Origin of the sequence: Halorutilus salinus (genome assembly GCF_026242195.1) — an archaeon.
Lineage (GTDB): Archaea > Halobacteriota > Halobacteria > Halobacteriales > Halorutilaceae > Halorutilus > Halorutilus salinus.
Window position 1 is genome coordinate 128,232 of sequence record NZ_RKLV01000006.1, and the last position, 17,048, is coordinate 145,279.

A 17,048-nucleotide genomic window follows, 5' to 3' on the forward strand; every position below is an offset into this window, starting at 1 on the left:
GATGGACGCGCGCGACGTTCTGGATGCTCTCGCAGACGGGGACGTGGTTTCGGGCGAGGCGCTCGCCGACGAGTTCGGCGTATCGCGTAACGCAGTCTGGAAACACGTCGAAACACTCCGTGACGAGGGCTTCGGCGTGGAGAGCACGCCCGATGGGTACAGGCTCGACGAGGTTCCCGAGTACGGCGGACTCGCCGTCTCGTACCGCCTCGGAGGACGGACGAGGTACGTCGGTCACGGGATAGAGTACCACGATACGGTCGAGTCGACGAACTCGGTCGCTGTCGAAAGGGCGCGCGAAGATGTCAACGAGGGCTACGTCGTACTCGCTAATGAGCAGACAGGCGGACGCGGTAGACGCCGACGCGACTGGTCGAGTCCTTCGGGCGGTATATGGACGAGCGTCGTCCTACGTCCCGAACTTGCGCCGCGCGACGCGTCGCTCGTCACTCTCGCCGCCTCCGTCGCCGTTGCGCGCGCCGTTGAGAAGACGGGCGTCGATGCGACGATAAAGTGGCCCAACGATATACTCGTCGACGAACGGAAGCTATGCGGAATACTCGTTGAGATGGAGGCGGACGCCGAACGCGTGGCGCACGCCGTCGTAGGTATCGGTCTGAACGCCAACTCCGTCCCGGACGTTCCTGACGCCTCACCTACCTCGCTCGCCGAACACGTCGGCGAGGTCGACCGCGCCTCCGTAACCGCCGACGTACTCGCCGAACTCGAAAAGGCGTACGAGACGGGCGCGGATATCGTCGACGACTGGCGCGAACGTACATCGACGCTCGGAAGACGTGTACGTGTCGAGACACCGAACGAGACGGTCGAAGGTACCGCAGAAGGCGTAGACGGGACGGGCGCTTTACGTATCTCGACCGACGGAGGCGAACGTGTCGTCACCGCGGGTGACTGCGTGCATCTGAGGTAACGGAAAGCTGATTAGGTCAGCGGGCGTCGGTTCGGTATGACCGACGCAGGAACCCGGCTACGTGAGAACGTCGACTCCGACGATATCACAGTCCTACCGGGCGCTTTCGACGCACTCTCCGCACGTCTCGCCTCCGAACGTTTCGACGCCGTCTTTACGTCGGGCTTCGGTCTGTCGGCGTCGACCCTCGGTCTGCCCGACCTCGGCTTCCTCGACCGTACGGCGAACGTCGACCGTGTGGACGACATCGTAAAGGCGTGCGACGCGCCCGTGGTCGCCGACGCCGACACGGGGTACGGTAGCGCGCTGAACGTCCGCCGTACAGTCGGCGACATGATAGATGCGGGCGCAGGCGGCGTCATAATCGAGGATCAGGTCGCACCCAAACGTTGCGGACATATGGACGAGAAACGCGTCGTCGGCGACGATGAGGCGCGGACGCGTATACGTGCCGCCGTCGACGCGCGCGACGAAGCCGACTCCGATCTCGTTATCGTAGGACGTACCGATGCGCGCGAACCGCAGGGTATGGGGTCCGCGGTCGAACGCGGACGTGCTCTCGAAGAAGCGGGCGCTGACGTTATCTTCGTCGAAGCGCCTGAGTCGCGCGAGGAACTCGAACGCACGGCGACGGCTTTCGAAGCGCCGACGTTCGCAAACATGATAGAGGGCGGAAAGACGCCGTACATGTCCTACGACGAGGTGGAGGCGCTTGGATTCGACGTTGTCGTCTATCCGCTTTCGTCGCTTCTCGCGTATACACGCGCCGTCCGAGACACGTACGACGCGCTCGCCGACGAGGGCGAGACCTCGTCGGTCGGTAAGCTATCTTTCAACGAGTACGACGACCTCATAGGTGCCGATGAGTACCGTGAAACGGCGAAGGAGTACGCAGAAACCAATAAGTAGTTCCGGCGGTTACGGTCAGAGAGAGGATGAGACAAAGAGTCCTCGAAGACACGACAAGGATCCTTAGAGAAGGGGGCTTCGCGGTCAGCGAAAAGTGCAACATACGCCCCAAGAGCTTCGACGTTGTCGCGCGACGCGGCGAACTCGTCCTTCTTCTCAAGGTTCTGGTCAATATCGATGGACTCGACACCGAAACGGCGGCTGAGATGAAGGCTCTCGCCGCCCATCTCGGCGCGGAGTCGGTCGTCGTCGGTACCAAGACACGCGACCACGAACTCGAAGACGGCGTTCTGTACCTCCGGCGCGGCGTCCCCTCTATGAGCCGTGGAACCGCACACGACTACTTCGTCGAGGGCGTACCGCCTCTCGTCTACATGGGAAGCGGCGGTCTGTACGTAAACATCGACGGCGACCTACTCGAAGACGCACGCGACGAGGAGGACATAAGTCTCGGTAAGGTCGCCGACGAACTCGGCGTCTCGCGGCGCGCCGTCTCCAAGTACGAGGACGGAATGGACGCGACACTCGATGTGGCGGTACGTCTTGAGGAGATCTTCGGCGAACGTCTGATATCGCCCGTCGAGGTGTTCGGCGACGAAACGGCAGACGAGGACGAGGAGAGAAAGACGGACGACAGCCCGGGGAGCGAGACGGAGCGCCGTGTCTTCGCAATCCTACGTAACGCCGGCTTCGATGTCGTGCCCACGGCGCGTGCGCCTTTCCGCGCCCTGTCGCGCGAGGACGGTGAGACGGTTCTCACGGGAACCGGTGAGGGGGGTTCGGGTATCGTGAAACGCGCACGTCTCATGAGCAGTATCTCAGACGTTGCACGGACGGAGAGCGTCTACGTCGTCGACGACAAGCCTGCACGCGACTCCGTCGAGGAGACGGCTATACTCGACGTTGAGGATCTCGAAGACGTCGACGGCACCGACGACCTACTGAGCAGGATAGAGGTTTAGTCTTCCGCGGGGTTCCCACCGCCCGCTACACGTCCTTCCGCCGTATCGACATCCATCTTGTGGAACGAAAGCTCCGTCTCCGCCATAGAACCTCCCCACGGGTTCGCAGGCGATGGCTGGCGCGCCTCGAAGACGGCGTCACGTACGTCCTCCGACGGGTTTTCGACCTCTTCGATCTTTCCCGTTACCACAATGCTTGCCCACGCGAACCCCGTCGGAAGCAGGTTCGCCGTCGAGTCGCCCCATCTACTCCTGTCGAGTGCGTAGACGGTGAGCGCCGCGACGGGGTTTGTTTCGAGAACCCCGAACTTGCGCCCGCCCTCGACGGTTCCGAACTCGAAGTATACGTCGCCGTCGTGGTATCCGAAAGACATCGGTATACCGTACGGAACGCCGTCATCGCACATGCTCAGAACGCCGTACGGTTCGGATTCGAGAAGCTCGCGTACACCTTCGTCGGAGAGTTCACGCATCGACAGTTCTTCGGTCTGTATCTCGTCTTCGGTCATACGTCCCCTTGGTCTTCTTACGACAAATCCCTTCCGCTCAGACGTGCCACAGGGAGAGCGCCGCGGCGAGAGAGACGAGTATAACCGTGTTGAGACGTACCGATGCCGAGTGGTACCTTTCGAAGGCGTCCACGTCGGAGTCCTCACGCGACCTATCGTTTCCTCTTATACGCGGCACCAGATAGACGCGCGAGAAGACCGCGACAGCCACGGCGACGAGAAGCGCGGCGACGTAGCCGGCGACAGCTGTCGAAGCTCCGTCGACGTATACACGGACACCTCCCGCGGCGGCACCGACGACGCCGAGCGTTGCACCCAGGACGTAGTAGGTCGGGAATATACGGTTGACTACATCGCCCGCACGGTCGCGTTCGAGTACATCGAAGACACGGGGCGCTACCACGAACGAGAAGAAGACGACGGTACCGAGCCAGACGCCGACCGCGCCGGTTGCGACGGTATCGACGACGCGTAACATACCGGGGTTTGAACCACGGTACGGAAACACCTGTCGGTCGTGTATGGCGGAAAACGACGGCTTGAACCCGTCGCCCTGCCAGCCTGAAACATGGAGACACGGGAAGCCATATGCACACGCCGCTCCGTCCACGACTACACCGACGAGGAAGTCACACGCGACGAGATACGGCGTATAATCGACGACGTACGGTGGTCGCCTTCGAGCTACAACCTCCAGCCGTGGGAGTTCGTCGTGGTCGATGACCAAGAGGGACAGGAGGAGCTACGTGAAGCGGCGTACGGACAGGAACACGTCACCGACGCCTCCGCGGTTGTTCTCGTCTTCGGAAACCTTGACCGTGGCGCGTACGCCGAGCGCGTCTTCCGCGACCAAGCTCGGAAAGGCTACTCGTCGGACGAACGCGCCGAAGAACTCATCGAACGTATGGAGGACGAACAGCCCGAAGGAAACGAGGAGTGGGCGGTTGGGTCGTCGACCATAGCCGCGACGACGTTCATGTACGCCGCATGGGATCGCGGTATAGCGACCTGCCCTATGGGAGGCTGGGAAGCCGACGCCGTCTGTGAGACTGTCGGCGCTCCGGAGACATGGTACCCCGTCCTCATGATGACCGTGGGATACCCCGACACCGACGGTACCGAATGGGAACGCGAACGCAAGATTCGCCGGTCTACGGACGGTATACTTAGTTTCGGAGAGGTTGGCGGAGGAGAGTAAGCCCCCTTCTGTTTCGGCGGCATTTAGCTGGGTTCGCGTACGGACGTTTGTCGCGTACGGATGTTTGCGTTCATACACGAACCTCGCGCCGCTCGCACGGACGCGAAGCACCGACGCCGTTGCGGGACTACCGTCGCGTCGGCTTGCACCGGTGAGGTTTCGCCGTTCCACCGTTCCCTTCCCGTCTATCCTCTGCGGGTTAGCTTCCTCGCCTCACGGCTCGGTTCGCCTGCTTCATCGGTCGAGGGAGGACGTGTCGTGTCTGTTCGAGAGCCGTCCCTTTCGGAACCTTCGCTTGCGCGAAGTCACCTGCCCCGCGGTGGGGGGACTTTCCTCGTTACGTAGGCACGGGTGCCGTTCTTCCTCCGCATTTAGGTATACGTCCCTGCGCCGTATACCGTTTGCGGAGCGCGCCGTGAACAAAACTTGGCTTTCGGTTAAGAGAGTTTACGCGTACGCGAACAGAACTTGGTGTATTATGCACGTAGGAGGCGAATTAATTGCAGAAAGAATATATTTGTAGAACTCTAATGAACTATAGGATGGTTTCAAGGAGGGTACCAAGATGGGGACTGTACTGAGCGGTAAGAAGGGAGAAAAGGCGGTAGAACTCGCACGTGACTCGATGGAGTCGTACGTCGCAGACGGAAAACGCGAACGTCCGGGCTGTATGGAGGACGTTTTTTACGAACGCGTCGGAGCCGCGGTTCGTCTCGACTCAACACGGGGACGGAGGCGCGTACGCGGGAGCGGTGTGGCGTATAGACGCGACAAGCATCTTTCGGAGTCCATCGTTGACGCCGTAATCGACGCGTCGTCGGAGTGCGAAGGTACGTCGGAGGTAAGCCGTTGCGAACTCGGTTCGGTCGCCGTCACGTTGTGCATACTTTCATCAGTCGAGGAGGTCGGTGAAGACGCCGTAGACAGGTTGGAGGTGGGTAACCACGGTGCAATAGTCGAGAGCGGACGCGACACAGGGTGGATGCTACCCACCGTACCCGTCGAACGCGGATGGAGCGCCTCCGAGTTCCTCGACAGGACGTGTTCAAAGGCGGGTATAGAGGAGGGTTGCTGGCGAGACAGTACACCCAACTCGTCGGTCTACCTGTTCGAGGGTCAGCTTTTCCGCGAGCAGAAGCCGGGTGGCGTGGTCAAGGAACTCGAACTCGTCGCGGGCGTCTGAGAGAGCTTAGGCGTCGGCGACGTGCCCTTCTATCAGGTCGAGGCTGGATAAGACGCGTCCGCGTGCGTCCTCCATACCGAAGCCGTGTACGGACTCCCCGTCTTCGAGTACACGGACGTAGTCGGTCTCGTCGGTTTCGTCGGCGGGTACGACATGCTCGCCCTCTTCGTCGCGGTAGACCTCCTTCCTACCGCTCCTTTCGCCGCGTTTCCCCGCGGGTTCGCCGTCGACCTCAACTATGTCGAGCGAGAAGTCCACGGGGGGTACGGAGGCTATGGAGCCGCCTACGCCGAAGCCGTCGACCACGTCACGGAGTTCGGCGACCTCTTCGAGACCCATACCGCCGCTCACGAAGATACCAACGTCGTCGTATCCGCGCAGGTCGAGTTCCCACCGCACCTCCTCTACGATCTCGCGCATGTCGCCGCGTCTGCTCCCTGTCGTGTCGAGACGTACGGAGTCGAGCGCGTCGCCGAGCAGTTCCGCCGCCTCTACCGCCTCCTTCTTCTCGTCCTCGTACGTGTCGCAGAGCATGATACGCGGGACTTCGTCGTCGATATGTTCGTCGTACGCCTTCCATGCGCTCTCCTGATCGCGCATAGAGATGACGAGCGCGTGGGGCATCGTACCCGCCGCTTCGAGACCGACCGCCTCCGCGCCCGCGATGTGCGACACGCCGTCTGCACCGCCTATATGCGCCGAACGTTCTATCATCGCGGCGGTCGCCGGATGTTCGCGTCGCGTCCCGAACGAGACGATCGGAACGTCGCCTGCGACGGCTTTGATACGCGCGGTGGCGGTAGCGACGGCGCTCGCCCTACAGATGAAGCCGAGTATCGCTGTCTCGTACCTGCCGAAGCCGGCGTAGCTTCCCTCTATACGCATAACAGGTGCGCGTTCGAAGACGGAGCCCTCAGGGAGCGCGTACAGGTCTACGTCGGTGCCTTCGAGTAGATGTGCAACGTCCTTCAGACCCGCGAAGACGTGGGGCGTCTCAACCTCTTCGCCAACGTCTGCGACGACCTCCGGATCTATACCCTCGGCTTCGAGTATCGTCTCCGTGCGCCCGAAGTAGGCGTCGGTCGCACGTCCTTCGTCTATCTCTTCGGGGGTTACGATGTCGTACCTGCGTTCCATGTTCCGAACCTCGACACCGTCGTGAATATACCTTGTGGGACTCCGGAAGGGATTAGAACCGCCGTTCCGTTTCTCGCCTATGCTAACCTTCGTTGGTCTCGGTCTGTACGACGAGCGCGACGTGACGCTAAAGGGACGCGACGAGATCGCCGACGCAGATACGGCTTACGCCGAGTTCTACACGAGCGTACTACCCGCCGCGCCCGTCGAGGATCTTGAGGAGTTTCACGCGATGCGCATAGAGGTACTCGACCGTGACGAGGTAGAAAGCGGGACGCGTGTCGTCGACGACGCCGAGGAGAACGATGTCGTATTCCTCGTCGGCGGCGATCCGATGGTGAGCACGACGCACGCCGAACTCCGTCTACGTGCGCTCGAACGCGGGATCGAGACACGCGTCGTCCACGCGCCGAGCGCCGCGACCGCTGTCTGTGGTGCGACGGGTCTACAGAACTACCGTTTCGGCGCTTCGACGACACTTCCGTTCGACGACCACGACGGATGGGAACCTGAGTCGCCGTTCGACCGCGTCGCCGACAACCTCGAACGTGACCTACATACGCTCGTCTACCTCGATATCTCCGACGACGGGCGGTACATGCGCGCGAGCGATGCCGCCGAACGTATAGAGGCGTCGGAACTCGACGTTCCCACGGTCGTAGGCGTCGCGCGTCTCGGAAGCGACTCCGTACATACATTTGCGGGCGCGCCCGAAGAGGTCGCCGACCACGACTTCGGTTCGCCCCTGCATCTTCTCGTCGTTCCCGCTTCGCTCCATCCCGTCGAGGAGGAGTCCCTGAGCGCACTCGCGGGGATGTAGTTACATCACTCCCGAAGTACGGAGGATCAGGAAAAGAACAACGAGCAGTAGAACGACGCCTGAGAGCCTTCGGAGCGTTTCGGTGCCGATAACGTCGAGAGCCGCGCCGAGCGCGGAGACAGGCGGACGGCTTCCTTCGTCATCCGGGTTAGCGACGATCTTTTCGTCCGCCGTACCCGTGTTACCCCCTCGACCGTTGCCCCCCGCGCCCGTCAGGTTACGGCTCGCGGTACCTCTGTCGGCGGCGTCTTCGATATAGCCTTCGTACGCAGTTTCGGCTTCGGATCTGCTACCGAACCAGAAGGCTTCGTGTTGCTGTCTCCCGTCGGCGTTGAGGTAGTAGGGGCTACCCGGAAACTCGGCGACGACCGCCCACGCGTCCTCGTCCGACGTGGTGTAGAGCGACCAGAGTGAGTCGAAGCCGCCCGCCTTCTTTCCCATACCGCCGTCGACGTCGAAGCTCTCGGTGGTTTCCGCGCCCGTCGACGCGTTCGGATTTCTCGTACCCGTCCTTTCTGTACCCGTCCTTCGCCCGCCCCCTCTACGCCGACCGTCGGTCGTCGATCGCCCCGTCTCGTTCCTGTCTCTCTTCTTCTCGACGTAGGATTCGTAACAGGTCTCAGCCTGCTTCCGCGTTCCGAAGTACAGTTCGTCGTGGGAGGTTCCGCCGTTGTCGTTGAGGTAGACGACGTCACCTGTTGTGTCCGCGGATTCGGTGTAGACGACCCATTCGCCCGTGTGTCGACCGTCTCTGCAGACGGCGAGTCTCCATCCGTCGCCGTACCTCTCCACCGTCTTGAACCTGTCCGGTGTTCCTCGACTCCCGTCGTCGCGTTTGCGTTTCCGTCGGTTACGTCCGCCCTCGTCCTTGCTCCGTTCCTTCGACCGCCCTCGTGAACCGCCGGAGGATGTCGACGCACCGCCCCCGGAGAGAAGGCTGTCGTACGCCTCACGCACGCGTCTGAACAGCCTTTCTGCGTCGTCGGCGTCGGAGATATCGGGGTGGTACTGCTTGACCTTCTCCCTGTATGCTCTCTTTATCTCCTCCTCGGAGGCGTCCTCGTCGACACCGAGTACCTCGTGCGGTTCGGTGGCGTCCATCGCTCGTATACAGTTACGGTTGGTCGGATAAAAACGGTTCGGCGGAGGTCAAGAACGTGGATGAAGCAAAGATACTATTACCTTCTTCTCATACGGTACGGTATGAGGTACTACACCGACCGTAAAGACATAGAGGAGACGAACCGCAGACGGAGGGAAGACGGATGAGGTTCGTGGTTGCTGTCGACGGCTCCGACGAGAGCAACGACGCCGTGCGCCATGCGGCGTCGCTCGCCGAACCCCTCGGTGCTGACATCGAACTGGTACACGCCATAACGCCGGAGATATACACCGACGAGGGTCAGGTACTCATCGAGGATATGTCCGACGCAGAGGCGCGTGCCGAGACAGTCCTCGGCGACTCGGTCGATGTAGCCGAGGAGACGGGTCTGGAAGCCGAGACGGAGTCGCTGTACGGCGACGCCGCCGAGGAGGTCGTGGGGTACGCCGAGGAGGTCGAGGCGGACGGTATCTTCGTCGGTCACCGCGGCGTATCGACTGAGTACGAGGACGTTGTGGGGAGCGTGGCGCAGGAACTCGTCAGGAAGGCGACGGTGCCCGTGACGGTGGTAAGGTGACTGTCGAACTCCCGTACTCGCCCGTCGACAGCCTGATACGCAAGTCAGCGCCCGACATGCGCGTATCGTCCGAGGCGGCGGAGGAGCTTGCGGGTCGTATACAGGAAAGGGGCGCGGAGGTCGCCGTCGATGCCGCCGAGAACGCGCGGAACGACGGCAGGAAGACCGTACGTGCCGAGGACTTTGGGTTTGAGACACGCGTCACGCGTAAGGAGGATCTCGTTCTGCCCGTCGCACCCGTCGACCGTATAGCCCGCCTCCGTCTCGACGGCTACCGCGTTAGCAAGGACGCCCGCCTCGCACTCGCGGCGCATCTCGAAGACTGGGCGACAGAGGTAGCCAAGGCTTCGGCTACGCTCGCGGAGCACGCCGGACGGCGCACCGTGCAGCGCGAGGATCTGGAGACGTACTTCGAGATAGCCGACACGGATCGGTGACATCAACAGCGGTTTAAGCCCGGAAGGTTTAGCCGTAGACGAATGTCGAAATATAAGCTCGCCGTCTTAGGTATAGTCCTACTCGTGGCTCTAACCGGCTGTCTCGGCGGTTCGGGTAACGGTGACGCCGGAGGGAACGCCAACGTCGACGCGGGTAACAGTACGACGGTCGCCGTCGCCGTGGGTCTCGACGCAGAGGCACAGAGGGAGATAACCGGCTCGCTGAACCAGAGCGAACAGCTTCTACTCCAGCGCGCCCAGTTCTCGCCCGGCAACCTGACAGAGGACGAGACACAGAGGGCGCAGGAGCTACAGCAGGAGCTACAGCAGGCTCAGCAGGAAGCGGTGAACGAGGCGAACTCAGGGTTCGAGTCGGCTGTGAACGCGACGGAGACGCTCACGGTCGATGACAGTATACAGCAGGGCGGCACGTCGCTGTACCTCGTCTCAGGAAGCCCGTCGGAGGTCGTGGCTCTTCTCAACCGGAGCGGTGTGCAAGCGATAACGAGCCGCGAACAGTTCGACGCGCTTTCACAGCAACAACAGCAGGCTCCTGTACCCGGACCGGGCGGGGGAGGAGCGCCCGGCGGAGCGCCGACGCCTTAGTCAGCCCCGTCTCTCTTCGAGTTCTTCGACGACCTCTTCGAGCTCTATGTCCCTCGCCGTGAGAACTACGTACAGGTGGTAGATGAGGTCGGCACTTTCGTGTACGAGTTCGTCGGTGTCGTCGTTCTTCGCCGCGAGGGTGACCTCTGTCGCTTCCTCGCCAAGCTTTTCAAGCGGAGCGTCGACCCCCTCCTCCAGAAGGCTCGACGTATAGCTGTCCTCGCGTGGCGCGTCGCGTCTGTCCTCGATCACCTCGTACAGTTCCTCGAATATATCCGTGTCAGTCATCGTACCCCCTCAGAACGAGTTCGTGTATCCTGTGGTCGTCCGTAAGTTCGGGATGGAAAGCAGTACCAACGACGTTGCCTTGTTTCACAGCGACGGTGTCACCGCGGAGTTCGGCGAGTACGTCGGTGTCGTCCCCGACATCCGAGACGACGGGCGCACGTATGAAGACGGCGTGAAAAGGCTTGTCGAGTCCGTTCAGATCGATATCAGCCTCGAACGATTCGCGTTGCCCGCCGAACGCGTTGCGCTCCACGTCGGCGTCTATGACGCCGAGCGATTCTACACGGTCGTCGTCCGTGTTTCCGAGGACGATAAGACCCGCGCAGGTTGCGAGAGTACCGCCTCCGTTCTCGACGTGTTGGCGTACCTCCTCGTCTATACCTTCGGTACGGAGAAGACGCGATATGGTGGTGCTTTCGCCGCCCGGAACACCGATAACGTCGCAGTCGGGTACGACCCCGGAGCCGCGGATCCCGACCGTCTCCACGTCGATTCCGAGCGCCTCGCCCGCACGCCGGAACGCCTCACGGTGCTCCGAAACGTCACCCTGTACACCGACGACGCCTACAAGAACCGACATCCGTATCAGTTACCGCGGTACTGCATCTGCTCTTCCTCCGACAGACTATCCTTGCTCCTGCCCTTCATGCCGCCGCCCACGTTGCGCGAGATCTCCGTGAGAGCCTCCGGATCGTCGTATCTGTTGACCGCCTCTACTATAGCACGACCCATGTTTTGGGGGTCTTCAGCGCCGAAGACACCGCTTCCCACGAATATACCGTCGCATCCGAGACGCATCATGAGAGCGGCGTCGGCGGGCGTGGCGATACCGCCCGCGGCGAAGTTGACGACGGGCAGACGCCCGAGTTCGGCGGTTTCCTCGACGAGCGGTAGGGGGGCTTCTATCTCACGCGCGTAGTTCCTGCGCTGTTCGGCGTTCATACCTTCGAGTTCACGTATACCGTCCTTTATCGCCTTCTGGTGTCGCACCGCCTCCGCAACGTCTCCCGTACCCGCCTCGCCCTTCGTACGTATCATCGCCGCGCCCTCGTCGATACGCCGTAGAGCCTCACCGAGGTTGCGCGCGCCGCAGACGAAAGGCGTCTCAAAGCCGCGTTTGTCGATATGGTTGTACTCGTCGGCGGGCGTCAGTACCTCGCTCTCGTCTATCATGTCCATACCCACGGATTCGAGTACACGCGCCTCCGCCTCGTGTCCTATACGAACCTTTCCCATCGCGGGTACCGAAACCTCGTCGAGTATCTCCTCGTTGGTCTCGACAGGAGCCATACGTGCGACGCCGCCCCTCTTCCGTATGTCCGCCGGAACGGATTCGAGCGCCATGACGGCGACGGCACCCGCGTCCTCTGCGATACGTGCCTGTTGGGCGTCGACAACGTCCATTATGACGCCCCCCTTCTGCATGCTCGCAAAGCCGCGTTTAACAAGTTCGGTTCCGCGTTTCAGGTTCTCTAACTCGGTGCCTTCTGTCTCATCCATCGTATTTTATGTAGGTGCGAGAACCGTTTAACAATTACGACTGCGCCCCATATCTCAGTCCTCTGCGGGCGTTCCGACGCGTCTGTGACATCCGACCGTCTCCTCGTTCTCCAACGCCGCCTCGACGATGAGAAGACCGACGAGGACGGCGTTACGTAGCGCGTAAAGTTCGGGGTCGAGCCTTCCACGCGCGTACGACTTGACCTCGCCTCTCAGACGCTGAAGCTCGGCGCGTGCCTCCCTCAGACCGTCCTCCGTCCGTACCGGACCCGCATTCTCCCACATAACGTTCTGGAGCCTGTCGAACTTGGCGTCGACGAAGCCGTCGGGCATCTCGCCGTTGAACGCGTCGGATTCGCGGTCGACTGCCGGCGGTTCGTGCGCGTTCTCAGCGGCGTGTTCGCCCGCGCGGAGACCCCATGTCAGACCTTCGAGGAGCGAGGTCGAGGCGAGACGGTTCGCTCCGTGGACGCCCGTGCACGCCGTCTCGCCTACGGCGTACAGACGTTCGACCGACGCGCGTCCGTTTTCGTCGACGACCACACCGCCGCAGAGGAAATGCTCCGACGGTGCGACAGGTACGCGCCCCGATTCGAGTTCCTCATCGGTCAGGTTGTCGTACGCCGTCGGGAACTCCTCGGCGAATTCGGTGCTGTCGAAGACGGGCGACAGGTCAAGGTACGCCTGTCCGTCGCGGTTCGTCTCGTGTACGGCGGTCGCGACGACGTCACGCGGTGCGAGTTCGGCGTCCTCATGCCGATCGGGCATGAAACGTTTACCGTCTTCGTTGACGAGGAGCGCGCCCTCGCCCCTGAGAGCCTCCGAGAGGAGGAAGCCGCGTTCCGCATGTGCGGTCGGATGGAACTGGACATACTCCGTGTCGGAGACCTCCGCGCCCGCCAGCGCCGCCAATGCGACACCGTCACCTGTCGCGCCTTCGGGGTTCGTGGTTCTTCCGTAGACGTCTCCGACGCCTCCGGTGGCGAGAACCGTTGCGCCCGCCTCGACGACGAAAGCCTCGCCGTCGGTATCGGCGACGAGCGCGCCGTCCACGCCCCTGTCACCGACGAGTTCGACCGCCGTGTGTCCTTCGAGAACGCGCGCGTCGGACTCTCCGAGACGGCGCAGGAGCGCGCGCTGTACGGCACGTCCGGTCGCGTCGCCGTCGTGGAGTATACGGTCGGTCGAATGTCCGCCTTCGCGCACGAGGTCGAAGCCGTCGCCGTTCGTGTCGAATCCGACGCCGACCTCCTCGACCAGAAACTCGTCGACGGCGCGCGAGCCTTCACGTACGAGCCTCTCTACGGCGTCCTCGTCACCGACGCCACCGCCCGCTTCGAGTACGTCGTCAATAAAGACCTCGGCGTCCTCGTCGGGGGCACGGCGCGCCACGCCGCCCTGCGCCCATCCCGTGTTGGTATCGTCGGGTGACGTAGCCTCGGTGACGACGGTTACGTCAGCGCCACGGTTCGCCGCACGTATCGCAGTGCTACATCCCGCGATACCCGAACCGACGACGAGTACCTCAGTCCTCATACCGAAAGCATCGTGTCGAGCGCCTTCTCGGCGAGACGTTTCTCGTCCTCGTCGACCTGTATACGGTTCACGATGTTTCCGTCACGCATCTCTTCGAGGACGTAGACGAGGAAGTCGGGATCTATCTGACGCATAGCGTTACAGTCGGAGCACTCCTCGCCGCAGAGACCGAATACGTCCTTGTCCGGGTTTTGACGCGCCAGACGTTTGGTTAGATGTATCTCGGTTCCTATCGCCCACTTGCTCCCCTCAGGCGCGTTCTCAACCTTCTCGATGATGGTCGACGTACTCCCAGTGTAGTCCGCCGTCTCAACGACTTCGCGTCTGCATTCGGGGTGGACGATGACGTTTACGTCGGGGTGCGCGTCGCGTACGTCGGCGACGTCGCTCGCCCCGAAACGTTCGTGAACCTGACAGAAACCCTCCCAGAGTATGAACGTCGCGTCACGTACCTCGTCGGGCGTGTTCCCGCCGAGTTCGTCTTCCCACGGATCCCAGATCACGAAGTCGTCGTCGCCGTATCCGAGTTCGTGGAGCGTGTTGTGACCGAGGTACTTGTCGGGCGTAAAGAAGACCTTCTCACCCTGATCGAGCGCCCAGTCGAAGGCGTCGGAGGCGTTAGACGACGTGCAACACGTACCCCCGTGTTCGGCGGTGAACGCCTTTAGTGAGGCGTACGAGTTGACGTACGTAACGGGCGTGACATCCTCGCCCGGTACGACCTCCGTGAGTTCGTTCCACGCGCCGTCGACCTGTATGTTCTCCGCCATACCCGCCATGGGGCACGACGCCTCCATGCTCGGCATCACGACGCGCTGGTCGTCGTCCGTGACGATGTCCGCCGTCTCAGCCATGAACGTCACGCCGCAGAAGACGACGTTCCGTGCGTCCGCCTCCCCCGCGAGACGCGATAGCTGTAACGAGTCGCCGAGATGGTCAGCGTGGCGTGTCACCGAATGACGCTGGTAGTTGTGACCGAGGATCACGACGTCGTCAAGTTCGTCGAGCGCCGCCTCGGTGCGTTTGAGGCGTTCTTCGTCGGACATACCGTCGTACTCGTCGGGAAGCGCCCCGAGTGAGTCGCTGTACTTCCAGAGCGATAGTTCTGCGTCGTCGGTTACTGACATCTTTGAATAATTTTTTTCTTCAGTACGCGTTTTCTCTCGCGTTTTTTCTTCGGCTTACCACAAACAGTTGGTTAAGCCGAATAAGGCTTGCGTTTCAGTCTACGCGCATCGACAGGTCGAGCCAGTCGGACGAATGGACGAGACCGCCCACGGAGACGACATCGACGCCCGTCCGTGCGTACTCCGCAACGTTGCCGCTCCCGATCCCTCCCGACGCCTCTACGGTGACGCCGTAACCGTCGAGAACGTCGACGGCGACGTTCACCTCATCAGTCTCCATGTTGTCGAGCAGGACGATGTCGGCTCCGAGACCGGCGGCGCGTTCTGCTGTCGAAAGCGACTCCGCCTCGACCTCTATCTTAGACGTAAAGCTCGCCTTCTCATGCGCCCTACGGACGGCGTCTTCGAGACCCGCGATAGCGATATGGTTCTCCTTTATCATGACGGCGTCGGTCAGGTCGTGGCGGTGCGGGTCGCCGCCTCCGAGACGGATCGCGCGTTTCTCGAACCTCCTGTATCCGGGTGTCGTCTTGCGCGTCGCTGCGACAACCGTCTCCGCGCCCGTCTCCTCGATCCGGTCGACGCAGTCGCGTGTCGCCGTCGCCACGCCGCTCATGCTACCGAGAAGGTTGAGCGCGAGACGTTCGCCGCGGAGTAGCGCGGTCGCGTCGCCCGACGGTTCGAGTAAAACGTCACCCTCGGCGATACGTTCGCCGTCGTCGACGCACGGCTTCGGCTCCGCACCGAGGTGTTCGAACACGCCACAGGCTTCCTCGACACCCGCGGCGACGCCGTCGTCACGTGTGAAGACGGTTGCTTCGCGGTCGCCTTCGACGACGGCGCTACTCACGTCGCGCCTGTCGGCAGGAACGTCCTCCCTGAGGAAGTCGACTATACGTTCGTCCGTCACGGCAGTTCTGTCTCCGTCACGATGTTGATGTCGAGAGGCTTCTTTACCACGGTTCCAAGCTCCGACCCCACGACAGTCTCGACATTCCCTTGGCTCGCGGCGTCGAGTACGCGTTGGTCTATCTCGTTTCCGACGACGATGCTGTCGACCTCACCGTCGCCGTTACGTAGAGCCTCCGCGAAGTCGTCGCACTCGACGCGTCCGACCTCGTGCCTCTCGCCGTCGAGAAGGACGGCTTCGCCGTTGTCGGCGTCGCGGAGCTTTTCGACGAAAGGTAGCTCTTCCTGTTCGCCCTCCGTCTCGTCGGCATTCTTCGGTTCTCCTGCTTCTCCTGTACCCTCCGTCTCCACGGCTTCCGTTCTCTTTCTCTCCCCCGCTTCTGTGCTTTCCGTTCCGTCTGTCTTCCGCGCACCTGCCGGTTCCTTTCCGCTCTCAGCCCCGTCCGACGCTTCCGATCCTCCAAAGATACGTTTGTCGCGTAGCGCCTCGTTTATCTCCTCGCCGGAGAGGTCTTCCACACACCGTCCGTCGGGCGGATGTGCGACGTAGTCGATATCCGCGACCTGTCCGAGTTCCTTGAGTATGAGGTCGCCGCCGCGGTCGGAGTCGAGGAACGCCGTCACCGTACGGTCTTGTGTGAGTTCGGCGACCGTATCAGGAACGTCGGTGCCTTCGACACCCACGGCGTTCTTGACGCCGTACTTGAGAAGGTTGAGAACGTCGGCGCGTCCCTCAACGACAAGGACGGCGTCGGAGTCCTTGACGTTCGGACCCGCGGGCAGACCCGCGTACTCCGTGATGTCGCCCTTACGGACGCCTTTACGGACCTCGTCGAGCATCTCACCCGTACCCATCGCCGCGCCGTCGAACATCTCGCGGTGGATGTACTTGGCGCGTTCGACGATCTCCTTACGTTTCGTCGTACGTACGTCCTCGACAAGCTCTACCTCCACGGTCGCCTCGCACGGACCGATACGTTCGATGGTTTCGAGCGACGCGGCGAGTACGGACGTTTCGACACGGTCGAGGCTACTACCGATGGTGACCGTACCGCGCGAACTCCCGTTGCTACTACCCACGTCGACCTCCATACGGCTGATCTTGTCGGAGTCCTGAAGGTCACGTAGGTCGAGGTCTTCGCCTAACAGACCCTCTGTCTGACCGTATATAGCACCGACGACGTCCGAACGTTCGACGACGCCGTCCGCCCTGAGATTTGCGTGTATGAAGTACTTTGTCGTTTCTGAAGCTTGCAATCTTGAACCTCCTGTGAATTCTGACGCCGGAGATGCGGACGGCGCGCAGTTAAGCCTTGT

20 protein-coding genes and 1 other RNA gene are annotated in these 17,048 nt (G+C 61.9%); 9 read left to right on the forward strand and 12 right to left on the reverse strand.

The annotated features are described in order from the left end of the window. The first annotated feature begins 1 nt into the window (after window position 1). From EGH25_RS07580 to EGH25_RS07590, 3 genes are read left to right on the forward strand one after another with little or no spacing between them, the layout of a single operon-like run. Window positions 2–931 carry a biotin--[acetyl-CoA-carboxylase] ligase gene (locus tag EGH25_RS07580; RefSeq protein WP_266087280.1) on the forward strand — a complete coding sequence of 310 codons (930 nt, stop codon included), beginning with the start codon at window positions 2–4 and terminating at the stop codon, window positions 929–931. 36 nt (window positions 932–967) lie between these two features. Next, on the forward strand, window positions 968–1,840 hold the full coding sequence (locus tag EGH25_RS07585) for an isocitrate lyase/PEP mutase family protein (RefSeq protein WP_266087281.1): 873 nt from the start codon (window positions 968–970) through the stop codon (window positions 1,838–1,840). A 26-nt stretch (window positions 1,841–1,866) separates the two neighbouring features. Beyond that, window positions 1,867–2,802, forward strand: coding sequence for a transcriptional regulator (locus tag EGH25_RS07590; protein WP_266087282.1), 936 nt, complete (start codon window positions 1,867–1,869; stop codon window positions 2,800–2,802). On the opposite strand, the gene EGH25_RS07595 is transcribed toward EGH25_RS07590, so the two are convergent. Beyond that, a complete protein-coding gene (locus EGH25_RS07595) occupies window positions 2,799–3,311 on the reverse strand; it encodes a pyridoxamine 5'-phosphate oxidase family protein (protein ID WP_266087283.1) in 513 nt (170 codons plus the stop codon). The two genes, EGH25_RS07590 and EGH25_RS07595, sit on opposite strands and share 4 nt — an antisense overlap. 37 nt (window positions 3,312–3,348) lie before the next feature. After that, a complete protein-coding gene (locus EGH25_RS07600; RefSeq protein WP_266087284.1) occupies window positions 3,349–3,789 on the reverse strand; it encodes a DUF4149 domain-containing protein in 441 nt (146 codons plus the stop codon). Between the two features lie 90 nt (window positions 3,790–3,879). Here EGH25_RS07600 and EGH25_RS07605 point away from each other — a divergent pair, with 90 nt between their 5' ends. Then, complete coding sequence (locus EGH25_RS07605) at window positions 3,880–4,509, forward strand: nitroreductase family protein (protein ID WP_266087285.1); 630 nt, start codon at window positions 3,880–3,882, stop codon at window positions 4,507–4,509. On the opposite strand, the gene rnpB is transcribed toward EGH25_RS07605, so the two are convergent. Continuing rightward, window positions 4,496–4,878: RNase P RNA component (gene rnpB / locus EGH25_RS07610), an RNA gene on the reverse strand. The genes EGH25_RS07605 and rnpB overlap by 14 nt on opposite strands. Window positions 4,879–5,074: 196 nt before the next feature. On the opposite strand from rnpB, the gene EGH25_RS07615 reads away from it, so the two are divergent. Next, window positions 5,075–5,692 carry a TIGR00296 family protein gene (locus EGH25_RS07615; protein WP_266087286.1) on the forward strand — a complete coding sequence of 206 codons (618 nt, stop codon included), beginning with the start codon at window positions 5,075–5,077 and terminating at the stop codon, window positions 5,690–5,692. 6 nt (window positions 5,693–5,698) lie between these two features. Here EGH25_RS07615 and EGH25_RS07620 read toward each other — a convergent pair whose 3' ends face one another. After that, a complete protein-coding gene (locus EGH25_RS07620; RefSeq protein ID WP_266087287.1) occupies window positions 5,699–6,829 on the reverse strand; it encodes a nicotinate phosphoribosyltransferase in 1,131 nt (376 codons plus the stop codon). Window positions 6,830–6,908: 79 nt separating this feature from the next. Here EGH25_RS07620 and dph5 point away from each other — a divergent pair, with 79 nt between their 5' ends. After that, on the forward strand, window positions 6,909–7,649 hold the full coding sequence (gene dph5, locus EGH25_RS07625; RefSeq protein ID WP_266087288.1) for a diphthine synthase: 741 nt from the start codon (window positions 6,909–6,911) through the stop codon (window positions 7,647–7,649). Here dph5 and EGH25_RS07630 read toward each other — a convergent pair whose 3' ends face one another. Next, a complete protein-coding gene (locus EGH25_RS07630; RefSeq protein ID WP_266087289.1) occupies window positions 7,650–8,750 on the reverse strand; it encodes a J domain-containing protein in 1,101 nt (366 codons plus the stop codon). It lies immediately after the preceding gene. 164 nt (window positions 8,751–8,914) lie between these two features. Between EGH25_RS07630 and EGH25_RS07635 the strand changes: the two genes are divergently transcribed. Genes EGH25_RS07635 through EGH25_RS07645 form a run of 3 tightly spaced genes read left to right on the forward strand, consistent with a single transcriptional unit; the run spans window position 8,915 to window position 10,371 of the window. Further along, window positions 8,915–9,328, forward strand: coding sequence for a universal stress protein (locus EGH25_RS07635; RefSeq protein ID WP_266087290.1), 414 nt, complete (start codon window positions 8,915–8,917; stop codon window positions 9,326–9,328). Next, complete coding sequence (locus tag EGH25_RS07640) at window positions 9,325–9,765, forward strand: histone family protein (RefSeq protein ID WP_266087292.1); 441 nt, start codon at window positions 9,325–9,327, stop codon at window positions 9,763–9,765. The genes EGH25_RS07635 and EGH25_RS07640 overlap by 4 nt, the downstream gene beginning before the upstream one ends. 42 nt (window positions 9,766–9,807) lie before the next feature. Beyond that, a complete protein-coding gene (locus EGH25_RS07645; RefSeq protein ID WP_266087294.1) occupies window positions 9,808–10,371 on the forward strand; it encodes a hypothetical protein in 564 nt (187 codons plus the stop codon). Here EGH25_RS07645 and hisE read toward each other — a convergent pair whose 3' ends face one another. The 7 genes from hisE to dnaG all read right to left on the reverse strand — a co-directional run bounded on the left by hisE (window position 10,372) and on the right by dnaG (window position 16,988). Continuing rightward, entirely contained in the window at window positions 10,372–10,659 is a 288-nt protein-coding gene (hisE, locus tag EGH25_RS07650; protein ID WP_266087296.1) for a phosphoribosyl-ATP diphosphatase, read from the reverse strand. After that, a complete protein-coding gene (pdxT, locus tag EGH25_RS07655) occupies window positions 10,652–11,239 on the reverse strand; it encodes a pyridoxal 5'-phosphate synthase glutaminase subunit PdxT (RefSeq protein WP_266087299.1) in 588 nt (195 codons plus the stop codon). The genes hisE and pdxT overlap by 8 nt, the downstream gene beginning before the upstream one ends. Before the next feature lie 5 nt (window positions 11,240–11,244). Beyond that, on the reverse strand, window positions 11,245–12,159 hold the full coding sequence (pdxS, locus tag EGH25_RS07660; protein ID WP_266087301.1) for a pyridoxal 5'-phosphate synthase lyase subunit PdxS: 915 nt from the start codon (window positions 12,157–12,159) through the stop codon (window positions 11,245–11,247). A 54-nt stretch (window positions 12,160–12,213) separates the two neighbouring features. Beyond that, window positions 12,214–13,695: an L-aspartate oxidase gene (locus EGH25_RS07665; protein WP_266087303.1), complete on the reverse strand. Its 1,482-nt coding sequence runs from the start codon at window positions 13,693–13,695 to the stop codon at window positions 12,214–12,216. After that, window positions 13,692–14,822 (reverse strand): quinolinate synthase NadA, encoded by a 1,131-nt coding sequence (gene nadA / locus EGH25_RS07670; RefSeq protein ID WP_266087305.1) that lies wholly within the window; start codon window positions 14,820–14,822, stop codon window positions 13,692–13,694. The genes EGH25_RS07665 and nadA overlap by 4 nt, the downstream gene beginning before the upstream one ends. A gap of 94 nt (window positions 14,823–14,916) precedes the next feature. Then, a complete protein-coding gene (nadC, locus tag EGH25_RS07675; RefSeq protein WP_266087307.1) occupies window positions 14,917–15,732 on the reverse strand; it encodes a carboxylating nicotinate-nucleotide diphosphorylase in 816 nt (271 codons plus the stop codon). Next, window positions 15,729–16,988: a DNA primase DnaG gene (dnaG, locus tag EGH25_RS07680; RefSeq protein ID WP_266087309.1), complete on the reverse strand. Its 1,260-nt coding sequence runs from the start codon at window positions 16,986–16,988 to the stop codon at window positions 15,729–15,731. The genes nadC and dnaG overlap by 4 nt, the downstream gene beginning before the upstream one ends. Window positions 16,989–17,048: the final 60 nt, after the last annotated feature.

Coding starts and splice junctions, on each gene's coding strand:
- EGH25_RS07665 (WP_266087303.1), bottom strand. CDS start 13,695: ATGAGGACTGAGGTACTCGTCGTCGGTTCGGGTATCGCGGGATGTAGC.
- EGH25_RS07645 (WP_266087294.1), top strand. CDS start 9,808: ATGTCGAAATATAAGCTCGCCGTCTTAGGTATAGTCCTACTCGTGGCT.
- EGH25_RS07600 (WP_266087284.1), bottom strand. CDS start 3,789: ATGTTACGCGTCGTCGATACCGTCGCAACCGGCGCGGTCGGCGTCTGG.
- EGH25_RS07630 (WP_266087289.1), bottom strand. CDS start 8,750: ATGGACGCCACCGAACCGCACGAGGTACTCGGTGTCGACGAGGACGCC.
- EGH25_RS07595 (WP_266087283.1), bottom strand. CDS start 3,311: ATGACCGAAGACGAGATACAGACCGAAGAACTGTCGATGCGTGAACTC.
- EGH25_RS07620 (WP_266087287.1), bottom strand. CDS start 6,829: ATGGAACGCAGGTACGACATCGTAACCCCCGAAGAGATAGACGAAGGA.
- EGH25_RS07585 (WP_266087281.1), top strand. CDS start 968: ATGACCGACGCAGGAACCCGGCTACGTGAGAACGTCGACTCCGACGAT.
- dph5 (WP_266087288.1), top strand. CDS start 6,909: ATGCTAACCTTCGTTGGTCTCGGTCTGTACGACGAGCGCGACGTGACG.
- hisE (WP_266087296.1), bottom strand. CDS start 10,659: ATGACTGACACGGATATATTCGAGGAACTGTACGAGGTGATCGAGGAC.
- nadA (WP_266087305.1), bottom strand. CDS start 14,822: ATGTCAGTAACCGACGACGCAGAACTATCGCTCTGGAAGTACAGCGAC.
- EGH25_RS07635 (WP_266087290.1), top strand. CDS start 8,915: ATGAGGTTCGTGGTTGCTGTCGACGGCTCCGACGAGAGCAACGACGCC.
- pdxT (WP_266087299.1), bottom strand. CDS start 11,239: ATGTCGGTTCTTGTAGGCGTCGTCGGTGTACAGGGTGACGTTTCGGAG.
- EGH25_RS07605 (WP_266087285.1), top strand. CDS start 3,880: ATGGAGACACGGGAAGCCATATGCACACGCCGCTCCGTCCACGACTAC.
- pdxS (WP_266087301.1), bottom strand. CDS start 12,159: ATGGATGAGACAGAAGGCACCGAGTTAGAGAACCTGAAACGCGGAACC.
- EGH25_RS07615 (WP_266087286.1), top strand. CDS start 5,075: ATGGGGACTGTACTGAGCGGTAAGAAGGGAGAAAAGGCGGTAGAACTC.
- EGH25_RS07590 (WP_266087282.1), top strand. CDS start 1,867: ATGAGACAAAGAGTCCTCGAAGACACGACAAGGATCCTTAGAGAAGGG.
- EGH25_RS07580 (WP_266087280.1), top strand. CDS start 2: ATGGACGCGCGCGACGTTCTGGATGCTCTCGCAGACGGGGACGTGGTT.